At 72.9% G+C, this 19,380-nt stretch carries 15 protein-coding genes; 8 read left to right on the top strand and 7 right to left on the bottom strand.

Features of this window, described 5'->3' with window-relative positions; genetic code table 11:
• Positions 1–7 precede the first annotated feature (7 nt).
• The 5 genes from ABZ479_RS10935 (at position 8) to ABZ479_RS10915 (ending at position 4,818) form a co-directional block, all read left to right on the top strand.
• Positions 8–862, top strand: coding sequence for a hypothetical protein (locus ABZ479_RS10935; RefSeq protein ID WP_500461257.1), 855 nt, complete (start codon positions 8–10; stop codon positions 860–862).
• Positions 862–2,694, top strand: coding sequence for a DNA cytosine methyltransferase (locus ABZ479_RS10930; protein ID WP_500461256.1), 1,833 nt, complete (start codon positions 862–864; stop codon positions 2,692–2,694). Before ABZ479_RS10935 ends, ABZ479_RS10930 begins: the two co-directional genes overlap by 1 nt.
• A 9-nt stretch (positions 2,695–2,703) precedes the next feature.
• A complete protein-coding gene (locus ABZ479_RS10925) occupies positions 2,704–4,056 on the top strand; it encodes a DNA cytosine methyltransferase (protein ID WP_500461255.1) in 1,353 nt (450 codons plus the stop codon).
• Between the two features lie 134 nt (positions 4,057–4,190).
• A complete protein-coding gene (locus ABZ479_RS10920) occupies positions 4,191–4,574 on the top strand; it encodes a hypothetical protein (protein WP_500461253.1) in 384 nt (127 codons plus the stop codon).
• A 25-nt stretch (positions 4,575–4,599) separates the two neighbouring features.
• On the top strand, positions 4,600–4,818 hold the full coding sequence (locus tag ABZ479_RS10915; RefSeq protein WP_499599676.1) for a DUF2277 domain-containing protein: 219 nt from the start codon (positions 4,600–4,602) through the stop codon (positions 4,816–4,818).
• A gap of 189 nt (positions 4,819–5,007) precedes the next feature.
• Here ABZ479_RS10915 and ABZ479_RS10910 read toward each other — a convergent pair whose 3' ends face one another.
• From ABZ479_RS10910 to ABZ479_RS10880, 7 genes are all read right to left on the bottom strand, one after another.
• A complete protein-coding gene (locus tag ABZ479_RS10910; RefSeq protein WP_500461297.1) occupies positions 5,008–7,005 on the bottom strand; it encodes a DUF6114 domain-containing protein in 1,998 nt (665 codons plus the stop codon).
• A 20-nt stretch (positions 7,006–7,025) separates the two neighbouring features.
• Complete coding sequence (locus tag ABZ479_RS10905; RefSeq protein WP_500461252.1) at positions 7,026–7,682, bottom strand: DUF6230 family protein; 657 nt, start codon at positions 7,680–7,682, stop codon at positions 7,026–7,028.
• An 86-nt stretch (positions 7,683–7,768) separates the two neighbouring features.
• A complete protein-coding gene (locus ABZ479_RS10900; RefSeq protein WP_500461251.1) occupies positions 7,769–8,422 on the bottom strand; it encodes a DUF6230 family protein in 654 nt (217 codons plus the stop codon).
• A 41-nt stretch (positions 8,423–8,463) separates the two neighbouring features.
• Positions 8,464–10,056, bottom strand: coding sequence for a PrsW family glutamic-type intramembrane protease (locus ABZ479_RS10895; protein ID WP_500461250.1), 1,593 nt, complete (start codon positions 10,054–10,056; stop codon positions 8,464–8,466).
• Between the two features lie 66 nt (positions 10,057–10,122).
• Positions 10,123–10,881 (bottom strand): tRNA (guanosine(46)-N7)-methyltransferase TrmB, encoded by a 759-nt coding sequence (gene trmB, locus ABZ479_RS10890; protein WP_500461249.1) that lies wholly within the window; start codon positions 10,879–10,881, stop codon positions 10,123–10,125.
• A 12-nt stretch (positions 10,882–10,893) separates the two neighbouring features.
• Positions 10,894–12,123, bottom strand: coding sequence for an L-2-hydroxyglutarate dehydrogenase (gene lhgD / locus ABZ479_RS10885; protein ID WP_500461247.1), 1,230 nt, complete (start codon positions 12,121–12,123; stop codon positions 10,894–10,896).
• A gap of 803 nt (positions 12,124–12,926) precedes the next feature.
• On the bottom strand, positions 12,927–14,339 hold the full coding sequence (locus ABZ479_RS10880) for an NsdA family TPR-like regulatory protein (protein WP_018558441.1): 1,413 nt from the start codon (positions 14,337–14,339) through the stop codon (positions 12,927–12,929).
• A 763-nt stretch (positions 14,340–15,102) separates the two neighbouring features.
• On the opposite strand from ABZ479_RS10880, the gene ABZ479_RS10875 reads away from it, so the two are divergent.
• The 3 genes from ABZ479_RS10875 (at position 15,103) to ABZ479_RS10865 (ending at position 19,376) form a co-directional block, all read left to right on the top strand.
• Positions 15,103–17,136, top strand: a complete 2,034-nt coding sequence (locus ABZ479_RS10875; RefSeq protein WP_500461245.1) for an asparagine synthase-related protein — start codon at positions 15,103–15,105, stop codon at positions 17,134–17,136.
• Positions 17,137–17,307: 171 nt separating this feature from the next.
• Positions 17,308–17,952 (top strand): hypothetical protein, encoded by a 645-nt coding sequence (locus tag ABZ479_RS10870; protein WP_500461244.1) that lies wholly within the window; start codon positions 17,308–17,310, stop codon positions 17,950–17,952.
• Between the two features lie 212 nt (positions 17,953–18,164).
• Positions 18,165–19,376, top strand: coding sequence for a DNA polymerase III subunit delta' (locus tag ABZ479_RS10865; protein ID WP_500461242.1), 1,212 nt, complete (start codon positions 18,165–18,167; stop codon positions 19,374–19,376).
• Positions 19,377–19,380: the final 4 nt, after the last annotated feature.

Raw genomic sequence — 19,380 nt, 5'->3', positions numbered from 1 at the left:
CGAGGATGTGATCGCTGCCAGCGGTTGGATGCTGGTCACGGAGGACGGCGACGTCGTTCTACCGGAGGCGCTTCCGGACTGGGACTACCACATGGACCTGCGCCTGCGCAGGACCGTCCGTGTCGACTTGGACCGGGCACGCTCCGAGTCGGGGCTTCCTCCCGACACGGAACTGATGCTCGCTGCAGTCTGGACGGCGACAGGATCGAACCTGTGCGGGCCAGCACAACACGTGCGCCTGACCGGTGACGGCGTGCCTGCACTGGATCTCGACGTGCACCTGGCAGGTGCCGATCTCGGTGGTTTGCTCCTACTCGACACAGCTCTCGTGCTGGCAGATCGCCGTTCTGATGCCCGTCCCTCTTCGCCCCGCCGGGCAGGTTCAGTTCTGTGGAGCGACCGACAGTCGCTCCGTCTGCAGGGCGACGCGCCACAATTCCCGATGGCCGTCATCGACTTCCGGAAGACGTCCTTCCCCGACGACGCGGCCTGGCACCTGCAGATCAGCGGGGGCCTGGAGAGCGCCACCATGGGATCCCTGCTCTTGCTCGTCAATGAGCGGAACGCTGTCACCGCCACCGCGTTCGAGAACGCCGGCAGACCCCGTCCTGTCGACCGGATCGTGCTTTCCGCGGTGTACGCGGACACTGCTAGGACGATGGTCGAACATGCCCTCGGAAACGATGAGTTCGGGGAAGAGGGGGACTTTCCCGACGGGTCCCTCGGCGCCACCTTGCTCAGCCTGTTCGATCAACTCTTCCCGGGTCAGTCGATCACCGACGTTCGGCTGCGCCAACGGCAGTCTCCCACCCTGTTCGCCTCAGACCTGCAGGCGGCTGTCAAGATGTTCAAGGTGTCGTGATGAGCTTCCTCTACCCCCGTCTGCTCGGCGAACAGGCCAAACCGCTTTTCGAGGAGTACCGGCGCCTGACCGTGCACGAACTCCGTCAACGAGTGGACGTTACCCACGAGTCCTCTGTCTACGTCGCCACCGGAGGTGATCGGGTCTCACCGCAGGGACTTCGTGCATTGCGCGAGGGTGTCCTGGCCATTGCCGAACGAGCCGGTTTCCCTGAGGAATCGGATCGTGCGCGCAACGCGGAATTCGATCTCCGACTCGCGGCGCTGTTGCACGGTGAGATGGGCATGATTCCCGCCGAGGCCGCATCGCGGGACGTCTGGGCCTTCCTCGCGCTGGTGTTGTTGCCGGACGTGGCCTTTTGGCGATATCCGCAGCCGCCCAAGGACCGCGTCCTCGGCACCGACCTCACCAGACACGTCTTCGGCCGGCTCTGGTGGCGTGCCCAACTCGTGCGAGCACCTGGCGATCCTGAGCCCTATGCCGCCCTGGGCATTCTTGGAGAGGCCGCGTTCGACCAGATTTACGCCCGACGGGCGGCTCTGGGCGGGAGTCCGCACATGGTACGAGCGATCCTGCGTGTCTGGAAACATCTCGACCTCACCGGTCTCAACGAACGCGAAGCTCTGCGAGACTTCCTGAAGCGACTGCTGAGACTCGCGCCGTTTGTGCTTTTCGACGGTGTCGACGAGCGGGCCCTGGACGGGGAACTCCGCTCAGTGGCGGATGAATCCGTCCGGGCTCAGCGCGTTGCGTCCGGGGGTGGGTCGGAAGCAACTGTTCAGGACGGGGGGGCTTGGGACGTCGACCGCTCCTCTAGCCCCTCTGCGAACGACGATCAGTCGATGAAGCCACCCATATCGGTCGATCGGCAGGCTGACTCCGCGCGACTCAGCTCGGTGGAGATCTGTGCCGGCGCAGGGGGGCAGGCACTCGGACTCGAGCGCGCCGGCTTTGATCCAGTACTGCTCATCGACAGCAAAGCCGATGCCTGTTTCTCGATCGACCTCAATCGACCCCACTGGCACGTGGTCTGCATCGATGTGACCGAGTTCCGCTCAAGCATGCTGCCGGAGGAGTTGCGGGTCGACCTCCTCAGTTGTGGGCTTCCGCGCGTGAAGTCGCCCGCCACCGCAGGGCCGGCGGAGGACACCGAGGAACGTGGCGTCCTTCGAGCCGCGGTGGAGTTGGCGCACGCCATCCGACCGAAGGCGGTGCTCCTGGAGAACGTGCCGGACCTGGTCGCGAGCGACGATTTTCACGTCGATCGGCTCTGGATAGAGGCGGAACTTGTCGAAGCTGGTTACCGAGCCAGTTGGCGGGTGCTCAACGCAGCGGACTTCGGAGTCCCGCAGAACCGAAGCAGCGGGTTCATGGTGGCGCTCCGGGAGCCGTACTTCTCCCGTTTTCGGTGGCCGTTCCCCGACCCTGCGCCTTCGCCTACCGTCGGGCAGGTGCTCGGGCCTTCGATGTCGGCGCGCGGCTGGCCCGGAGCCGAGCAGTGGATCAAGAAGGCCGACCGCGTCGCGCCGGCTCTCGTCGGGGGATCCGATCGGCGAGGTGGCGCTGATCTCGGCCCCACCGGGAGCAAGAAGGCCTGGGCTGCGCTTGGCGTGAACGGCACCAGCCTGGGTGACGAGCCGCCGGATGCGGACTTCCCCGAGGACGGCCAGCCCAGACTCACCGTCGACCAAGCCGCGTTGATCCAGGCGTTCCCGGCGGACTGGCGTTTTTTCGGTGGCAAGACCTCCAGGTACCGTCAGATCGGTCACGCGATGCCGCCACCCCTGGCGGCTGCCGTTGGAACATCAATTGCGACGGCCCTCCGCGGCTAGGATCTGCCCATGCACACGCCCCGTCCCAAAGACTCCGCAGCCATCACAGTCGTCGACCTCTTCGCTGGTTGCGGAGGCTTCACGCAGGGTTTTCACGAGTTCCGGCCGGACGGGGCGTGCGGCCGGGGCCCGGTTTTCCAGAGTCTGGCGGCCGTTGAGCACGATGCCTCCGCGGCTGCCACATACGCCGCCAACTTCGGTAGTGGCCTGGTCGAGGGGGGCATCGAACGTGCGCGTGTCTACTTCGGGGACATAGAGGCGTGGGAGCCGACGCAGGATGACCTCAACGCCGATGTGGTGGTCGGCGGTCCACCTTGCCAGGGCTTCTCCGCGCTCAACAGGAAGAAAAAGGGAACCGAACGCAACAGGTTGTGGGAAGAGTACGTTCGCGTCGTTGCGAAGATTCGCCCCAAGGTGTTCGTGATTGAAAACGTCGATCGTTTCCTCAAATCGGATGAATTCCGGAACCTGTTGAGTCAGGTGGAAGAGGGCGGACTCCTGTCCGAGTATCGACTTGTTGACCCTCCGGGGCTGCAGCCGGGTGACTCGGACGAGGAGAGGAACAAGCGATACCTGCTGAATGCCGCAGACTACGGGGCGGTGCAGGCACGCAGGCGAGCCATTGTGATCGGTGTTCGTAGGGACATCGGCAACGGCCGCACGATGGAATATCCCGTCGGGACGCGTGTCCGTCGCCGCAGGTCGCGCACGGGTGGGTCTGCTCAGCCGATCAGTGGTGTGGACGCGAGTACCTCCTACTGGCGGTCAGTGGGGGCGGTGTTCTGGGAGTCATACCTGCTCAAGCTCCAGGGAACCGAACTGCCGGACCGTAAGGAGCGCATCCCGGAAGTCGATGCCTACGTCCCGGGCTATTTTATGACTCGCGAATTGCATTTCGGCCGCAATCCGGAGTCGCTCTCGAGGGCTCGCTACCGTGCCATTCCGAAGGGCGGCAACCGCAAGGACCTGCGGGGCAAGTGGTACACAGAGGACGAGACCGGTGAGGTTCACGTCTTCGACGACCCAAATCCCCGAGGCGTCAGGACGCCCGTCCTGCCCCTTTCGACGCCTAGTTGGGACAAGCACAACACCGGTACCGGTGACGTTATGGGGCGACTTCGTATGGATGAGCCCTCGGTTACGATTCGCACCGAATTCTTCAAGCCGGAGAAGGGTCGCTACCTCCACCCGACGGACCCTCGGCCGATCACTCACTACGAGGCGGCGCGAATCCAGGGGTTCCCGCTGACGTACCGCTGGTGCGGTTCGAAGACCGACATTGCGAAGCAGATCGGTAACGCGGTGCCGATTCCGTTGGGCTCGGCCATCGCTTCGGCCATCTACGACTTCCTGCGCGACTGACGCGTCCTTGAGGCGGCATCGCTGCCTGTGCCGATTGCGGTCTGTGAGCCTCAGGGCTGTTCATGGCGAGGGAGGGTTGCTGGCGGGGCGCGCGTCGGGCTGCCGTCCCCGCCTGCTCGGCGCAGCATGGGCCCATGAGGGAGAGCGAGACGCCGGTCACGGATGGGTTCGAGCAGGCGATGGAGGCGTTGCGGAGGGCGCCGTACGGGGAGGTGGACGAGGCGTTGTGGGAGGTGGAGGGGAGCGTGCTGCGGGAGGCGCGGGCGCACTTGGAGGCGTGGGAGCACGTGGTGCGGGGGCTGGAGGCGGGGCGGTCGACGGCGCGGGGGGAACTGGTGTGCCGGGACGGGGTGGCGGGGCTGGTGCGGAGGCTGCCGGGGCCGGTCGCGGAGCTGTTCGGGGAGTCGCTGGGGGAGGTGGACGGCCGGTACATCGAGCTGACGGTGGAGGATGCGGCCGCGCCCGGCGGCGAAGGGGGCTGGTGGTGGGGCCGGCGGCCGCGTACCGGGTGGGCCTGACAGTGGTCGCGGGCACACTGGAGCCATGTGCCGAAGCATCAAGACCCTGCGCCCGCCGATGACGCCCGAGGTCGGCGAAGAGGACATCCGGGCCGCGGCCCTGCAGTACGTGCGGAAGATCTCGGGGTTCCGTGCGCCGGCCGCCCACAACCGGGAGGCCTTCGAGGAGGCGGTGGACGCCGTGGCGGCGGCCACGCGTGAGCTGCTCGCCGGGATCCAGGTGCGGGGTCAGCGGACTTCGTAGCCCTGGCGGGTGGTCGGCGGGCGGTTCCCCGTGGCGGCGTGACGATGAGTCGCCGTCTGGTGACGGTAAGTTATGGCCTGCTCGAACCAGTCCTCCGCTGCACTGAGGTGTGCCATGTCCGTTGTCCGTAGGGCCCTCGTCGTCACCGCTCTGACCGCCGTGCTGCTGGCCAGCGCCGTCGTGTGCCAGTCAGCGGAGTGACGCCCTCACCTGCTGGTGCAGACCGGGGACCGTCAGCCGGTCCGCGGCCAGCAGGTGGTTGTACGCCAGGACCTGCGTGAAGAAGACCGGGATGGGGATCGTCAGCCCGGGCGGCAGCGGGGGCGGCATGTCCGGGGTGAAGGTGACCGGGAGCAGGCCGAGGAGGTTGCCGCTCAGGACGCGGGTGAGCAGGACGACCGGCCGCCCGGTGGCGGTCGTGGTGCTCCAGGGCCTTGCGTCCGACTCGAATTCGCCTTGGCACGGGGCCCACGGCGGCGGTTCGGGGGAGACGTGGCCGACGCCGGGCAGCCCCATGTCCGGCAGCGGCAGCCCGGTCCCGGGCAGGCCGTGGAAGGGCGGCGTCCAGTCGCGGCCGCGGCGGCGGGCGCAGGCGGGGGAGAGCAGCGCCGCGGTCTGGCGCAGGCTCGCGATGTCGGCGCGCCAGGCGGTGAAGACCAGGACGCGTTCGGAGCCGGCGCGCGTGGGGACGGCGGTGATGCCCCGGTACGTCAGCCCCGTCAGCACCAGCAGCGGCGTGCGCACGCGGAACGGCTGCTCGGCGGTGATCACGCGGTCGCGGTAGCGGCCCGCGCCGATCGACAGGTCCAGGGAGACCTTCGGCAGGCACCAGGGCGAGTCGGGGGTGCCCAGGCGGATGCGGGCGGGGAGCAGGGAGAGCGGTTCGTCCATGCCGCCGTCCGAGGGGCGGCGCGGGACGATCAGGTCCAGCAGCGAGTCGGGGCTGACCTTGTTGCCGGACAGCAGACCCGTGGACGGCGCGGGCACCTCGGGTCGTGTACGGCGGTGGGACCCGCCGTCGCGGGGGGCGGGCGGCGCGTACGGGCCGGCGCCCGTCCGTCCCGGCGCCGGGGCCTGCGCCGACGGCTGCTTGCCCCGCAGCCCCAGCAGGTCGCCCACCGCGCCGAGCAGTCCGCCCGACGGCTGCTGGGGTGCCGCGCGCTGGGACGGTACGGGGCTCGGGCCGGCGCCCTTGGGGGCGCCGCCCGGCGTGACGTCGAGCGAGCCGCGGACGGGGAGCGGCGCCTGCGCCTCGACGCCGACGTGGAGGCCGCCCGCGCCCCGGTTCCTGGCCTTGCCGGTGGCCGAGCCGGAACCGGAACCCGAGCCCGTGCCGTGGACGGTGGGGTTGCGGGAGTGGTAGAGGCCGTCCAGTACGTCGCACACGGCCTCGCCCGCGCTGCGGTAGCCCTCGGCGGACGTGGCGGTGCCGTCGCCCTTGGAGGCACCGGCGTCGTGGGCCACGGCCATCGGCGCCATCGGGTGCAGTCCGCCGGCGAGCAGCGCCCCGCCGACCGGGAGGGCGCCGATGGCCCGCAGCCGTACGGCCCGGTTGCGCGCGGCGGGGCGGACCGCGGGGGGTACGGCCGGGCGCACGGCCGGCGGGACCGTCGCCGTACGGGTGCTCACGGCGTCCCCGTCGGAACCCGCGGCCGTGGGCGGTGCCGGTTCCGTACCGCCCGCGGGGGCGGTCGGCGGCGGGGCAGGGGTGCCTGCCGGCGTACCGGCCTGGGGGGCGGCCGTCCCCGGCCCCGTGGTGTTGCCGCGCCCGCCGCCGCCCCAGTCGGGCACCGGCCGGGAGCGCCTGCCGCGGCCCCCGTCGCCGTCCCCGTCCGGTACCCAGCTGACGGCCATCGCACCGCCGATGACGCCCAGCATGAAGCCGATCAGGAACCCGCCGAAGTTGGACAGCACGAGCGAGGCGACGGAGAAGACCAGGGTCGCGATGCCGGCGAAGGCGCGGTGGTGCGGGGCGAGCCACAGGGTGAGGCCCAGGACGACCAGGAAGACGCCCATGAGCAGGCCGGAGACGCCGGCGATGCCCTCGTGGATCAGGAGGGAGAGCGGGGCGAGCGGGATGGAGAGGATCTCCACCCCGGCGAGCAGGGTCCACACGCCGGCCCAGAAGGGACGGCTGCGGCGCCAGGTGCGGAAGCGGGACCGGAGGGCTCCGGTGCGGATCAGCATGCGGGTCACGGTGGCCCCTCCTAGAAGCAGGAGTGGTCGCCGCGCAGCACCTGCACGTGCAGGTCCGGCAGCCGGAAGGTGGCCGCGCTGACCGACCGGTTCGTCTGCCGCAGGTCCCGCACGCGGATGCTCGTGGCCTGCTGGGCGAAGGCCCCGGGCGGACCCTGGACGCCGGGGACCTGATCCACCGTCGAGGCGTCCTGGCCGATGTGGATGTTCTTGAAGACGGCGTCGCCCTTGATGTCGTGGGCGTCCGCGATGAGGCGGTCGGCGCTCGCCGGGTCCGCGGTCAGCCGCAGTGTGACCGGGCCGATCACCGGCACCGGCTGGACGACGGACTGGCACAGGTCGTGCAGGGTGGCCCGGCGGACGGCGGACAGCGCCTCCGGGTAGACCGCGTCACGGCCCCGGTTGAGGACGCCGAACTGCACGAAGCCGTCGCCCTCCAGGAGGGAGGAGGAGATCTGGAAGCTCTCGCCGGCGACGGTGAAGGAGTTGGCCGAGACGCCGAAGGACGCGGCGAGCGCGCCACTGGCCAGGCTCGCGACGACGGCGCCCGCGGCCGCGACGGTCGGCACCATGACGAGGGCGAGCCGCTTCCAGCTGGTGCGGCCGGAGGCGGCGACGGCGGCCTGGGACACGGCGGGCCGGGACCCGGTGGGCTCGGTGGTCAGCACGTCCCGTCAACCGTGGGACAGTCTGATCGGTCGCTCGGTGGCGGTCCGTAATCACCCCGATGGTCGTACGTACTCGCCCATTCGGGTCAGAAGCAGGGGTGGGCGCCCTTCTCGACCGTCATGTGCAGGCCGTTCAGCCGGAACGTGGCCGCGCTGACGGACCTGGTGGTCTGCCGCAGGTGGTCGATGGTGACGCTCTCGGCCTGCTGCCCGGGGGCGCCGGCCGGGCCCTTGGCCCGGCCCTCGGCGTCCGTCTGCGAGGCGTCCACGCCGATCCGGATGTCGTGGAACTCGGCGTCGCCCATCAGGTCGTCGGAGTCGACGATCAGCTGCTCGGCGTGGACGGGCCGGTCGCCGCCGCCCGCCTTGATCAGCAGGGTGACCTGGCCGAAGCCGGGGACGGAGCCGACCACGGACTGGCACAGGTCGTGCAGCTCGGCGGAGCTGATGGCGGAGACCGCCTGCGGGATGTCGCCCCTGGCCGTGTGGTCGATGGTCACGTACTGGGTGAAGCCGGTGCCGGTCAGGCGGTCGGCGGCGATCTGGATGCGCTGGCCGGACAGGGCGGTCGTGGTCGGTGAGAGCGCCAGGGAGACGGGCACCACGCCGGCGCCCGCGCCGACCGCCACGGCGGTGGAGACGGCGAGGACCGGTATGAGGACGACGGCCGTGCGCGTCCAGCTCGTGCGGCCGGACGGACGGCCGTCGGGACGGCTCGTACCTCGTGTCAGCGGGCTCACCCGGTCATTGCAACCCCGGCCGTGGGGCCCGGCAAGCGGACTCAGCGGTGACGGCCGCCCGGGGGGTCCTGGTAGGGGGCGGCCTGCGGGTACCACCCCTGCTGCGGCGGCACCTGCGGCTGTCGCGGGCCCCACCGCTGCGGGTACGCCCCCGGCTGCTGCTGGGGCCACGCCTGAGGCTGGGGCCACGTCTGGGCCTGGGGCCAGGGCTGGTGCTGCGGCCACGCCTGGGGCGCATGCGGCGCATGGGGCTGCGGCCAGGGCTGCCCGTACGGCTGGACCTGCGGGTACGGCCCGTACGGCGCACCGGGCGCCGCCCACGGGTACACGGGCGGGAACGCGGGCCGGAGGGCGTGGGCCGCATGGGTGAGCGCGGGCTGGGCGACGGCCTTGCGCTCCCACAGGTGGTGTAGCAGCTCCTGCTCCCGGGCCTGGAAGTCCGTGCCGGCGGCCCCGCGGTCGGCGCGGGCGCGCAGGAAGGCGAGCGAGGTCGCGAAGGACACGTACTCGCGGACGGTACGGGCGGCCTGCTTGCCCTGGGCGTGGCGGGCGGCGGAGCGGGCGAGGCCGCGGCCCCGCATGGAGCCGATGGCGGCGGGCTCGGGCAGGCTCAGCCAGCCGGCCATGGCGTACAGCGGCAGCTGGGTGCGGATCGTCCTCAGCTCGTTCGAGCGGGACCAGATCGCGAGCCAGACCAGCAGGCCGAAGAGGGGGATCATCACCGTCGCGTAGACGGCGAGGAAGCCGAGCGGGCTGAACGAGGCGGAGCCGTTCCAGGTGCCGTGCAGCACCATCGCGAGCAGCCAGCCGCCCAGCGGCGCCAGCCAGCGGCGGGCCTGGCCGGGGCGGGAGGTGGCGGCGATGGCGAAGCCGATGCCGGTGAGCGAGGTGAACAGCGGGTGCGCGAAGGGCGTCATCACGATCCGCACGACGAACATGGCCGCGGTGGTGCCGATGCCGCCGTCGGTCCCGTACGCCTGGTCCTCGGCGAAGCCGGAGCCGAGGTAGAGGATGTTCTCGGTGAACGCGAAGCCGGTGGCGGTCAGCCCGGCTATGACGACGCCGTCGACGAGCCCGGTGAAGTCGCGGCGGCGGAAGAGGAAGAGCAGCAGGACGGCGGCGCCCTTGGCGCTCTCCTCCACGACGGGGGCGACGAAGGTGGCGCCCCAGATGTCGCTCTGCGAGTCGCTGGCGGTGAAGGTCGTCGCGAGCAGTTCGGTCGCGTACTCGTTGGCGAGGATGGCGACCAGCGTGGCGGCGCACGCGCCCCAGGCGAAGGCGAAGACCGCGTCGCGCAGCGGGGTCGGCTCCACCCGGTCCAGCCACAGGAAGGCGCCGCCGAGGATGGGGACCGGCAGGACCGCGAGGAGCAGCCCGACGAGGAAGCCCTCGGTGCCGGTCTGCCGGCGCACCAGCGCCAGGATGATCACCCCGCACAGCGCCAGTACGGAGAAGAGCGCCACCAGCCGGAACGTCCGGTTCTCCCAGAAGTGCCGGCGCGGCTTGTAGCGCCACTGCCCGGGCGCGGGCAGCGCGAACGGGGATTGCTGCTGGTGTTCCGGATACTCGGGTACGGCGGGTTGTGCTGCCGGGCCCGGCAGGGGCGAGTCGGGCGAATGCGAGTACGAGGACACCCGATGACCTTACGGGGCGGTGACCGCGCGGCGCGATGGTGTTGCCGATACCGCACGGCCGGACGTTCACCCGCGCTCGAAGACCAGGTCGTGGACGACGTGGCCCTTCGCGATCCCCTGGCGCTCGAACTTGGTCATCGGGCGGAACGCGGGGCGTGGCTCGGCGTAGCCGCTGGTCGTGGCGTAGGCGTTCGACAGGCCGGGCTCCGCCGTCAGCACCTCCAGCATCTGCTCGGCGTACGGCTCCCAGTCGGTCGCGCAGTGCACGGTCGCTCCGGGCCGCAGCCGGGACACGGCCAGCGCCAGGAACTCCGGCTGGATCATGCGGCGCTTGTGGTGCCGGGCCTTGGGCCAGGGGTCGGGGAAGTAGACCCGCAGGCCGGCCAGCGAGCCCGGTGCCAGCATGTCGCGCAGCAGGACGACGGCGTCGCCGTTGGCGACCCGGACGTTGCGCAGGCCCTCGCGCTCGGCGAGGTGGACGAGGTTGCCCTGGCCGGGGGTGTGCACGTCCGCGGCGAGGATGCCGGTGCCGGGGTCGGCGGCGGCCATCGCGGCGGTGGCGTCGCCCATGCCGAAGCCGATCTCCAGGACCACCGGGCGGTCCGGGGCGAGGCCGGCGTCGGCGAACAGCTTGTCCAGGTCGAGCGGCGTGCCGTCGATGTCGACGCCCCAGTCCGCCCAGCGCCGTTCCAGCGCGGCCCGCTGGCCGTGGGTGACCCGGCCGCGACGCGGGTGGAAGGTGCGGATGCGCTGCTCGGTGTGCGCGTGCGGATGCGGGTGGGAGGCGGGGCCGCCGGGGAAGTGGGGGGTGCGGGGCTTCGACATGATGCGTCGATTTTACGTACGCTCCAGCACCGCCAGTGCCCTGCGGGCGACCTCCCGGCCGATCGGCAGCGAGGCCGTCGCGGCGGGCGAGGGCGCGTTCAGCACGTGGACGAAGGGCCCGTCGCCCGCGATGAGGAAGTCGTCGACGAGCGTCCCGTCGCGCAGCACGGCCTGCGCCCGCACCCCGGCCGCCGCCGGCACCAGGTCGTCGGCGGTCACCTCGGGCAGCAGCCGGCGCACGGACTCCACGAAGGCCCGCTTCGACAGCGACCGGTGGATCTCCCCGGCCTCGTACCGCCAGTGACGGCGGGCGATCCGCCAGGTGCCGGGGAACGCGGCCGTCTCGACGAGGTCGCGCGGGCGGACGGTGCGCCGCCGGTAGCCCTCGCGGGCGAGCGCCGGGACGGCGTTCGGGCCGACGTGCACGGAGCCGTCGACGCCGCGGGTCAGGTGGACGCCGAGGAAGGGGAACGCGGGGTCGGGGACGGGGTAGACCAGGCCGCGGACGAGGCCGGCGCGGGCGGGACGCAGCTGGTGGTACTCGCCGCGGAACGGCACGATGCGCACGCCCGCGACGTCCGGGTCCGTGGCGCCGGTCATGCGGGCGACGCGGTCGCAGTACAGGCCCGCGCAGTTCACCAGCGCCCCGGCCCGTACCGGCGGACCGTCGTGCGGCTCGACGACCACGGTCCGCCCGTCGCGGTGGAGGGCCCGGACCTCCGTGCCGTAGACGATACGGGCCTCGCCGCGGCCGCCCTCGGTGACGTGGCGGGCCATGGCGGCGGCGACCGCGGTGAAGTCGCAGACCCCGGTCGTGCCGACGTGGATCGCCGCCAGGCCGCGTACGTGCGGCTCGCGCTCGGTGATCTGGGCCGGGCCGAGCTCCCGTACGGGGATGTCGTTCTGCCGCCCCCGCTGGACGAGGGCGTGCAGCCGGGGCAGCTCGTCCCGCTCCGTGGCGACGATCAGCTTGCCCGTCACGTCGTGCGGGATGTCGTTGCCGGCGCAGAACTTCACCATCTCGGCGGCGCCCTGCGTCGCGTACCGCGCCTTGAGGGAGCCGGGGCGGTAGTAGATGCCGCTGTGGATCACGCCGCTGTTGTGGCCGGTCTGGTGCTGCGCGGGGCCGTCCTCCTTGTCCAGGACCAGGACGGACGTGCCGGGGGAGGTGCGGGTGATCGCGTACGCGGTCGCGAGGCCGACGATGCCGGCGCCGATGACGACGACGTCCGCGGTGTCCATGCGCGTGGTCACCTCCCGCGTAAGGCTTGGCCCGTCCGGGCCGTCTGCAAACCTGCGGGCGGCGCGGTTGTGGGGCCGGTGGGTGGGTGCGGGTTCGTCTCGCGCCCTGCGGGCGCACGGCGGCTGGCTGCGGAGGGGAGGGTGGGGGGTTCGACTTGTTCGCAGTGTGCGGGTGGGTGGGTGGTGCGGGTTCAGGCGCCGGAGCGGGTTGCCTTTCCAGCGGTGTCGGTCTCGTTGCCGTCCGCGGGTGCAGATGGCCGCTTCCACGCCTACTGCCGGTGGTGGGCGCGCCCGCCGTAACCCGCGACTGCGGGTATTTCGGGGTGCTGTCGGGCGGTCGGCGGGAGATCGGGCCCGCTTTCAGCGTCATAGCCGTTGGAACAGAGCCCGATCTTTGAGCCGGGCGAGATCGGGCTCGCTTTCAGCGGTATAGCCGTCGGAAGAGGGCCCGATCTTTGAGCTGGGCGAGATCGGGCTCGCTTTCAGCGGTATAGCCGTCGGAACAGAGCCCGATGTGGGATCGGGGAAGCACCCGCAGACGCCGGTTACGGCGGGCGCGCCACCCACGGAGGGTGGGCGTGGTCACCGGCCATCTGCACCCGCGGACGGCAACGAGACCCGAGCCGGACGAACAACCGGCTCCGCTCCGGCGCCTGAACCCCAGCCGACCACCGGGCCGCACACTGCGCACAAGGCGGGCCCCCCACCCTCCCCTCCGCAGCCGGCATCTTTGCGCCCGCAGGGCGCGAGACGGCGCAACAGCCGAAAAACCACCGGCAGGGCGCGCCGCCCGCCCCCACGGGCTACGCCGGGGCCGCCAGCAGGGGGCGTGCCCGCTCGCGCAGCTCCGCGACGCGCGGCTCGTTCCCGTACGGCTCCAGCCGGTGCAGGAGGTCCCGCACGTACTCCGTCGTCCGGGCCGATGAGATCCGCCCGGCGACCTCGACCGCCTTGACCCCGGCCGCGCAGGCCGCGTCCAGGTTGCCGGACTCGAGCTCCGCGACCGCCGAGACGACGAGCCGCAGCCCGTGCGACCGGACGAACTCCTCCGTGGGCCGGGCGAGCGCCGTCTCCGTGAAGCGGCGCACCTGCCCGGGTACGCGCAGGTCGCGGTAGCACTCGGCGGCGTCCGCGGCGAGCCGGTCGTAGGAGTAGAAGCCGAGCCAGGGCGGGTCGGCGTCGCCGTCGCGGGCGCGGTCGAGCCAGGACTCGGCGGCGGCCAGGGCCGTGGCGCAGGCGGCGCTCTCGCCGGCCTTGGCGTGGGCGCGGGCCTCGACGAGGTGGAAGAAGGACATGGTGCGCGCGGTGGCGAGGCCCCGGTTGCGCTCCAGGGCGGCCTGGGCGAGGTCCACGCCCTCGTCGGCGAAGCCGCGGTAGGTGGCCTGCAGCGACATCGACGCCAGGACGTACCCGCCGAGGGGGACGTCGGCGGCGGCGCGGGCGAGCCGCAGGGCCTGGATGTAGTACCGCTGGGCGGCCTCCTGCTGGCCGGTGTCGAAGGCCATCCACCCGGCGAGGCGGGTGAGTTCAGCGGTGGCCCCGAACAGGGAGCGGCCGACCTCGTCGCTGTACGAGCCGAGCAGCAGCGGGGCCGCCTCGACCCGCAGGCACTCGGGGACCATGCCCGAACGCCAGTCGCCGCCGCCGTACTTGGAGTCCCAGCGCCGGGCGTCCTCCGCGGCCTCGCGGAGTTTGGCGACGTCGGAGTGGCCGACGTGGTGCGTGCCCGGGGCGGGGTCCTCGCGGGCGACGCGGGCGTCGGCCGGGGTTATCAGCCAGCGGGAGGCGGGCGTGACGTAGGCGCTGACGGCGAATGAGCCGGCGAGGCTCTGCCAGATGCCGCCGCCGCCCGGGCCGCGCCGGCCGGGGTCGAGCTTCCACAGGTCGGTGGCGGACTTGACGGCTTCCCCGACGTCGCGGGGGAAGGCGAGGCCCACCTCGGGCGCGGGGTCGGCGTCGGCGAGGCCGATCTCGTGCAGCGGCACGGGACGGCCGAGCTTGCTGCCAATGGCCGCCGCGATGAGGTGCGGGGCGGCGCCCTGCGGCACCATGCCCTTGGTGACCCAGCGGGCGACGGAGGTCTTGTCGTACCGCAGGGTCAGACCGCGCTGGGCGCCGAGGTCGTTGACCCTGCGGGCGAGTCCCGCGTTGCTGATGCCGGCCAGGGCGAGAAGGGTGCCGAGTTTCTCGTTGGGCCCTCGGGGTTCTTTGGTCATGACCACTACCACCTCTCGCCGTAAGCGCGAGGGCCGCGTACGCCTGCCACGCCTGTCACACCCTCTCGACGCACAACAACGGCTGGCCCGGCGCCTTTTGTGGAGGCGTGCCGGGGCCCGCCGCAGCCCGTCACCGGGCATGCGCCGTACCCCGAGCGGCCGGGACCATCGCTTCTCGGGTGAACCCAGCGTAGTTCGCCGTATCCCGCCCGTTAAGAGCTGTTGTCCCGGATGGCGAGATTCCTGCCCTGATTGCGGCCTGGCGACTCCTGCTTGTGGCGCGTGCTACCGGCGTATGCGGCTGTGCGCCCATCCGCGCGCTCTGTGCCGGTTCGGGCGGTAGGGGTTCCATGGTGGGGTGGGTTGGCCCGCGGCTCTCATGTGCGGCTATGGGGGGTAGTGGCGGGTCAGGGGGCTCCGCCACCACAATCCCCGCGGGTGGCGGACCGGTCCGGGAGGTGCGCCACGCCTCCCGGACCGCGACCCCCACACGTCGCACAACGGACGAATGCGGGCTCCCCGGACATTGACCGGAAAATGACGTTTGAAATCCGGTGGCCCGTTCCAAGTGACCTTGGTCAGGGGGGAGTTGGGCCGAACCGGCCCGCGCGTGACGCGCGGTCCGGCGCTCAACCATGTCCTCATGCGCCTCTTTGTGCGCCGCTCCGTGGCAGCATGTTCCTCGGACGGGGCGGCAGTTCGGCCTGCCGCGGGGCCGGTCGGCCACGGTGGCCCACGTTGTCCACAACCTGTGGAGGCGGCGATGCGGTGGTTGGTGGGGTGGAGCAGCGCTGCCGTGGGACAGGTTCCCGGCGTGCGCGCCGACCGCACCCTGCAGCCCGTCGGCGCCCAGCTCCTGTGGGGCGATCCCGATCCGCTGTGGATGGTCGGCGACTGGCGCCCCGACGAGGTGCGGATCGTCCACGCCGAGAACGGCTCGGTGGCCCGGCTGGCCGTGCTGGGCCGTTGCGCCGCCTCCGAAGCCGACCTGCGGGTCGGGTTGTTCGCGGCGCGCGGCGGGGCGCTGCGCCACCTGACCGCCTGGGCCGGCAGCTACACGTGCGTCCTGCAGATCGGCCGCCGCATCACGGTGCTGGGCGATCTCGCGGGCGCCCGGCCGGTGTTCCACACCCAGTGGGCGCGGGGCACGGCGTACGGCACGGCCGCGCTGCCGCTGGCCGACCTCACCGAGGCCGCCCTGGACGTGACCTACCTGGCGGCGCTGCTGGCCTGCCCCGACTCCCCCGAGGCGCTCGGCGAGGGCACCCCGTACGCCGGGGTGCGCCGGGTGCCGCCCGGGCACGCGCTCATCATGCGCGACGGGGTGCCCGAGGTCAGCGGCTACGAGCCCAGAGCCTCCCTCGCCGTCGCCGGCACCCCGTCCGCCTCCGCCGACCCGGACCGGGCGATCGCCGGGATACGGGACGCGCTGGTGGACGCCGTCCGGACGCGGCTCGCGCAGCCCCGCTTCGTACCCGATCCCGGGGAGGACCCGGCGCCGGGCATCGGCGCCGACCTGTCCGGGGGCAGCGCCTCCTCCACGCTCGCCCTTCTCGCCGCCGGGCTGCCGGGGATGCCGGGCACCCCGCTCGGGCACGGCTCCGCGGCGGGACAGCGCCTGCTGGCGGTGACCTTCAACGACCTGGCCACGGGAAGCGTCCAGGCGCGCGAGGCGGAGTTGGAGCGCGCCCGCAGCATGGCCGCCGACCCCCGGCTGCACCACGTCGTCGTGCCGGGCGGGCCGGAGTCCCTGCCGTACGCCGACCTGGAGAGCGGGCCGCTCACGGACGAGCCGGGGCCCTCGCTCATCACCGCGGAACGGCACCGGCGGCGCCTCGCGGCGGGCGGCGCCGACCACTTCGTCGGGCACGGTGCCCGGCAGGTCCTGGACGCCCATCCGGCACGGCTGGCCGACCTGTTGATGGACCGGCGGCGGCGCGGCCTGCTGCGTCCCGTCACGGCCCTGGCGCGTGCGGACGGACCCTCCGGGCGTTCGGTGTTCGTGCCCTTCACCGTGTACCGGGCGGCGCGGCGGCTGGCCCGCACCGGCTACCGGCAGGGTGTCGAGGACGCCGCCGCACGGCTGTTGGCCCGGCGCTTCGAGGAGCACGGGGGCGCGCTGGCCGCGTCCCTGGCGGCCCTCACCTGGTGCCGGCCGGGACCGGCGGCGCGCTGGCTGACCGGCGAGGCGCTGGCCGAAGTGTCGGTTCGGCTGCAGGAGGCGGCGGCCCGGCCGGGCACGACGGTGGAGCGCCCCGGTGAGCGCCGGGCACGCGCCGCGCTCGCCCGGCACGCCGCCGACCACCGGGTCTTCGAGCAGGCAGCCGAGGTGCGCAGCCAGCGGCTCCACGCGCCCTTCCTGGACAACCAGGTGGTGCGGGCCTGCCGCGCGCTGCCGGAGACGCTGCGCGTCCAGCCCGGGGCCCGCGCCACGATCCTGCGCTCGGTCCTGGCAGGCGCGGGCATCCGCGAACTGCCGCCCGGCTGGGGCGCCAACTCCCACGTCTCGACCGCCGTCGCAGTCCGCGCGGGCCTGCGGTCGGCCGTCGACGACCTGCTCGACCTCTTCGAGGCCCCGCTGCTCGCGGACGCCGGGCTCGTCGAGGCCCGCGTCGTACGGGCCGCCCTGCGCGCGGCGGCGGAGGGCGAACCGGTCCCCGTCGACGGCCTCACCGACCTGGTCGCCACGGAGGTCTGGCTGCGCCGTCTGCTGGCGCGGCGCGGCTCCTGCTGGACGGGCACGGAGGTGCCGGAACAACGCGCGGTCGCGAGCGGGGTGCAGCGGCTGTCGCTGTAGGCGGGCGGCACCGGCTGTCGCAACTGCCCCGTGCATAAGCCAATTCGGCGGCGTTCGCGCCCCATGTGTGCGCTGCCCGGGGGGATATGGACGCCGTTGCTCCACATATGTCGGCGGCTGGAAATGGACCCCGGCGCAGCCCTCCGCGCGGGTCTCCGGGACACTTTGAGCATGCGCATCCGTACCACGGTGGCGGCCCTCGCCGCCGCTGCCGCCGCGGCGACCCTCCTGGGCCTGGCCGCGAACGCCTCCGGCGCGCCCGCCGACCGGCCCGGGGTCCGCCTCTACGACGAGGCACTGGGCAGGACGCGGGAAGCCGGCGCCACGGTGTGCACCTTCTACTTCAGGGCCGAGGGCTTCGGCCCCGACCAGCCGGTCAACTGGACGGTCTCGTACGCGCGGGGCGAGGACGCGGTCGTCGGCACGCTGGTCACCGGGAGCGCGGGCACCGGGAGCAGCGACCGCGTCGTGCTCGCCGACGGCGCCTACCGGTTCCGGTGGGCCGGTTCCGACGCGAAGCCGCAGTCCTTCACCGTGGCCTGCCCGGACGGGACGGCGACGCCGTCGCCGGGCGGCGCGTCCGCGGCCCCGTCCGCGGGGGCCGTGCCCGCGGTGAGCGCGGCGGCGTCCACCGGGCCGGGCACGGGCCTGCCGGCCGCGGGGCTCACGTCCGCGTCGACCTCCACCGGCCCCTCCGACGTCACGGCCGGCGTGGCCTCCGCCCTGGCCGCGCTGGGCATCGCCGCGATCGCGGCGCTCGTCATGCTCCGGCGGCGTCCCGTCGCACCGCGCCGCCACCGCCGCGTCTCCGGCTGACGCCGCGAACCGGGGTCGTGCGTCCGGCCCGGTTCTTCGCGCGCGGGTCCGTTGCGCCCGCGGCGGGCGGGAAAGAACCCCGCCCACAACCACAAACAACCCGTACACGGACAACCGGCCCGCCCCGCAGGGCCCCGTGTCGGTGGCGTGCCCGACAATGGTGGGGCCGGAGAACGCAGAGGGCGGCGGGCACCACAGGACGGGCGGACGCGATGGCGGTATGGGACGACCTGGTCGGCCAGGACCGGGTGACGGAGCAGTTGGCCGCCGCCGCGCGGGACGCCGACGCCTTCGTGACGGCGGCAGCCGCCGGCAACGCGCTGCCGACGGCGTCGAAGATGACGCACGCCTGGCTGTTCACGGGCCCGCCCGGCGCCGGCCGGGACACCGCGGCCCGCGCCTTCGCCGCCGCGCTGCAGTGCGTGAGCCCGGACCGGGCGCTCGGCGGCGCGCCGGGCTGCGGCTTCTGCGACGGCTGCCACACGACCCTGGTCGGTACGCACGCCGACGTCGAGTTGGTCCGCACCGACCTGCTCTCCATCGGCGTCAAGGACACCCGCGACCTCGTCCGCCGTTCCTCGCTCTCGCCCGCCTCCGGCCGCTGGCAGGTGATCGTGCTGGAGGACGCCGACCGCCTCACCGAGGGCGCCGGGAACGTGCTGCTGAAGGCCGTGGAGGAGCCCGCGCCCCGGACGGTGTGGCTGCTGTGCGCGCCGTCCATCGAGGATGTGCTGCCGACGATCCGCTCGCGCTGCCGGCACCTGGTGCTGCGCACCCCGCCCGTGGAGGCCGTGGCCGACGTGCTGGTCCGGCGCGACGGCATCGACCCCGTGATCGCCGAGGCCGCCGCGCGCGCCACGCAGGGCCACATCGACCGGGCCCGCCGGCTCGCCACCGACGAGGCGGCCGGCAGCCGCCGCGCGGCCGTGCTGCGGCTGCCGCTGCGCGTGGACGACGTCGGGGGCTGCCTCAAGGCCGCGCAGGAGCTGGTGGACGCGGCGACGGAGGACGCCAAGCAGGTCTCCGAGGAGATGGACGGCAAGGAGACGGAGGAGCTGCGCGCGGCGCTCGGCGCGGCCGCCGGGGCGGGCAGCCGTATGCCGCGCGGCACGGCGGGCGTGATGAAGGAGCTCGCGGACCGGCAGAAGCGCCGGTCCACCCGTACCCAGCGCGACACGCTCGACCTGGCCCTGACCGACCTGGCGGGCTTCTACCGGGACGTGCTGGCCGTGCAGGTCGGCACGTCGGTCGCGATCGCGAACATCGAGGCGCGGGACGCCGTCGAGCGGATCGCGGCCGGCTCGCGCCCGGAGAACACCCTGCGTCGCATCGAGGCCGTGCTCGCCTGCCGCGAGGCCCTGGACCGGAACGTCGCGCCGCTGCTGGCCGTCGAGGCGATGACGCTGGCCCTGCGCGCGGGCTGACCAC

Source organism: Streptomyces sp. NPDC005722 (assembly GCF_040630935.1).
Classification (GTDB): Bacteria; Actinomycetota; Actinomycetes; order Streptomycetales; family Streptomycetaceae; genus Actinacidiphila.
The sequence above is the reverse complement of the archived record's forward strand: the minus strand, read 5'-3'. Positions and strand labels throughout refer to the sequence as shown.

Excerpts from the sequence above, each read along its gene's own strand:
- ABZ479_RS10930 (WP_500461256.1), top strand. The coding sequence starts at position 862 with ATGAGCTTCCTCTACCCCCGTCTGCTCGGCGAACAGGCCAAACCGCTT.
- ABZ479_RS10925 (WP_500461255.1), top strand. The coding sequence starts at position 2,704 with ATGCACACGCCCCGTCCCAAAGACTCCGCAGCCATCACAGTCGTCGAC.
- ABZ479_RS10920 (WP_500461253.1), top strand. The coding sequence starts at position 4,191 with ATGAGGGAGAGCGAGACGCCGGTCACGGATGGGTTCGAGCAGGCGATG.
- ABZ479_RS10915 (WP_499599676.1), top strand. The coding sequence starts at position 4,600 with ATGTGCCGAAGCATCAAGACCCTGCGCCCGCCGATGACGCCCGAGGTC.
- ABZ479_RS10910 (WP_500461297.1), bottom strand. The coding sequence starts at position 7,005 with ATGCTGATCCGCACCGGAGCCCTCCGGTCCCGCTTCCGCACCTGGCGC.
- trmB (WP_500461249.1), bottom strand. The coding sequence starts at position 10,881 with ATGTCGAAGCCCCGCACCCCCCACTTCCCCGGCGGCCCCGCCTCCCAC.
- lhgD (WP_500461247.1), bottom strand. The coding sequence starts at position 12,123 with ATGGACACCGCGGACGTCGTCGTCATCGGCGCCGGCATCGTCGGCCTC.
- ABZ479_RS10880 (WP_018558441.1), bottom strand. The coding sequence starts at position 14,339 with ATGACCAAAGAACCCCGAGGGCCCAACGAGAAACTCGGCACCCTTCTC.
- ABZ479_RS10875 (WP_500461245.1), top strand. The coding sequence starts at position 15,103 with ATGCGGTGGTTGGTGGGGTGGAGCAGCGCTGCCGTGGGACAGGTTCCC.
- ABZ479_RS10870 (WP_500461244.1), top strand. The coding sequence starts at position 17,308 with ATGCGCATCCGTACCACGGTGGCGGCCCTCGCCGCCGCTGCCGCCGCG.
- ABZ479_RS10865 (WP_500461242.1), top strand. The coding sequence starts at position 18,165 with ATGGCGGTATGGGACGACCTGGTCGGCCAGGACCGGGTGACGGAGCAG.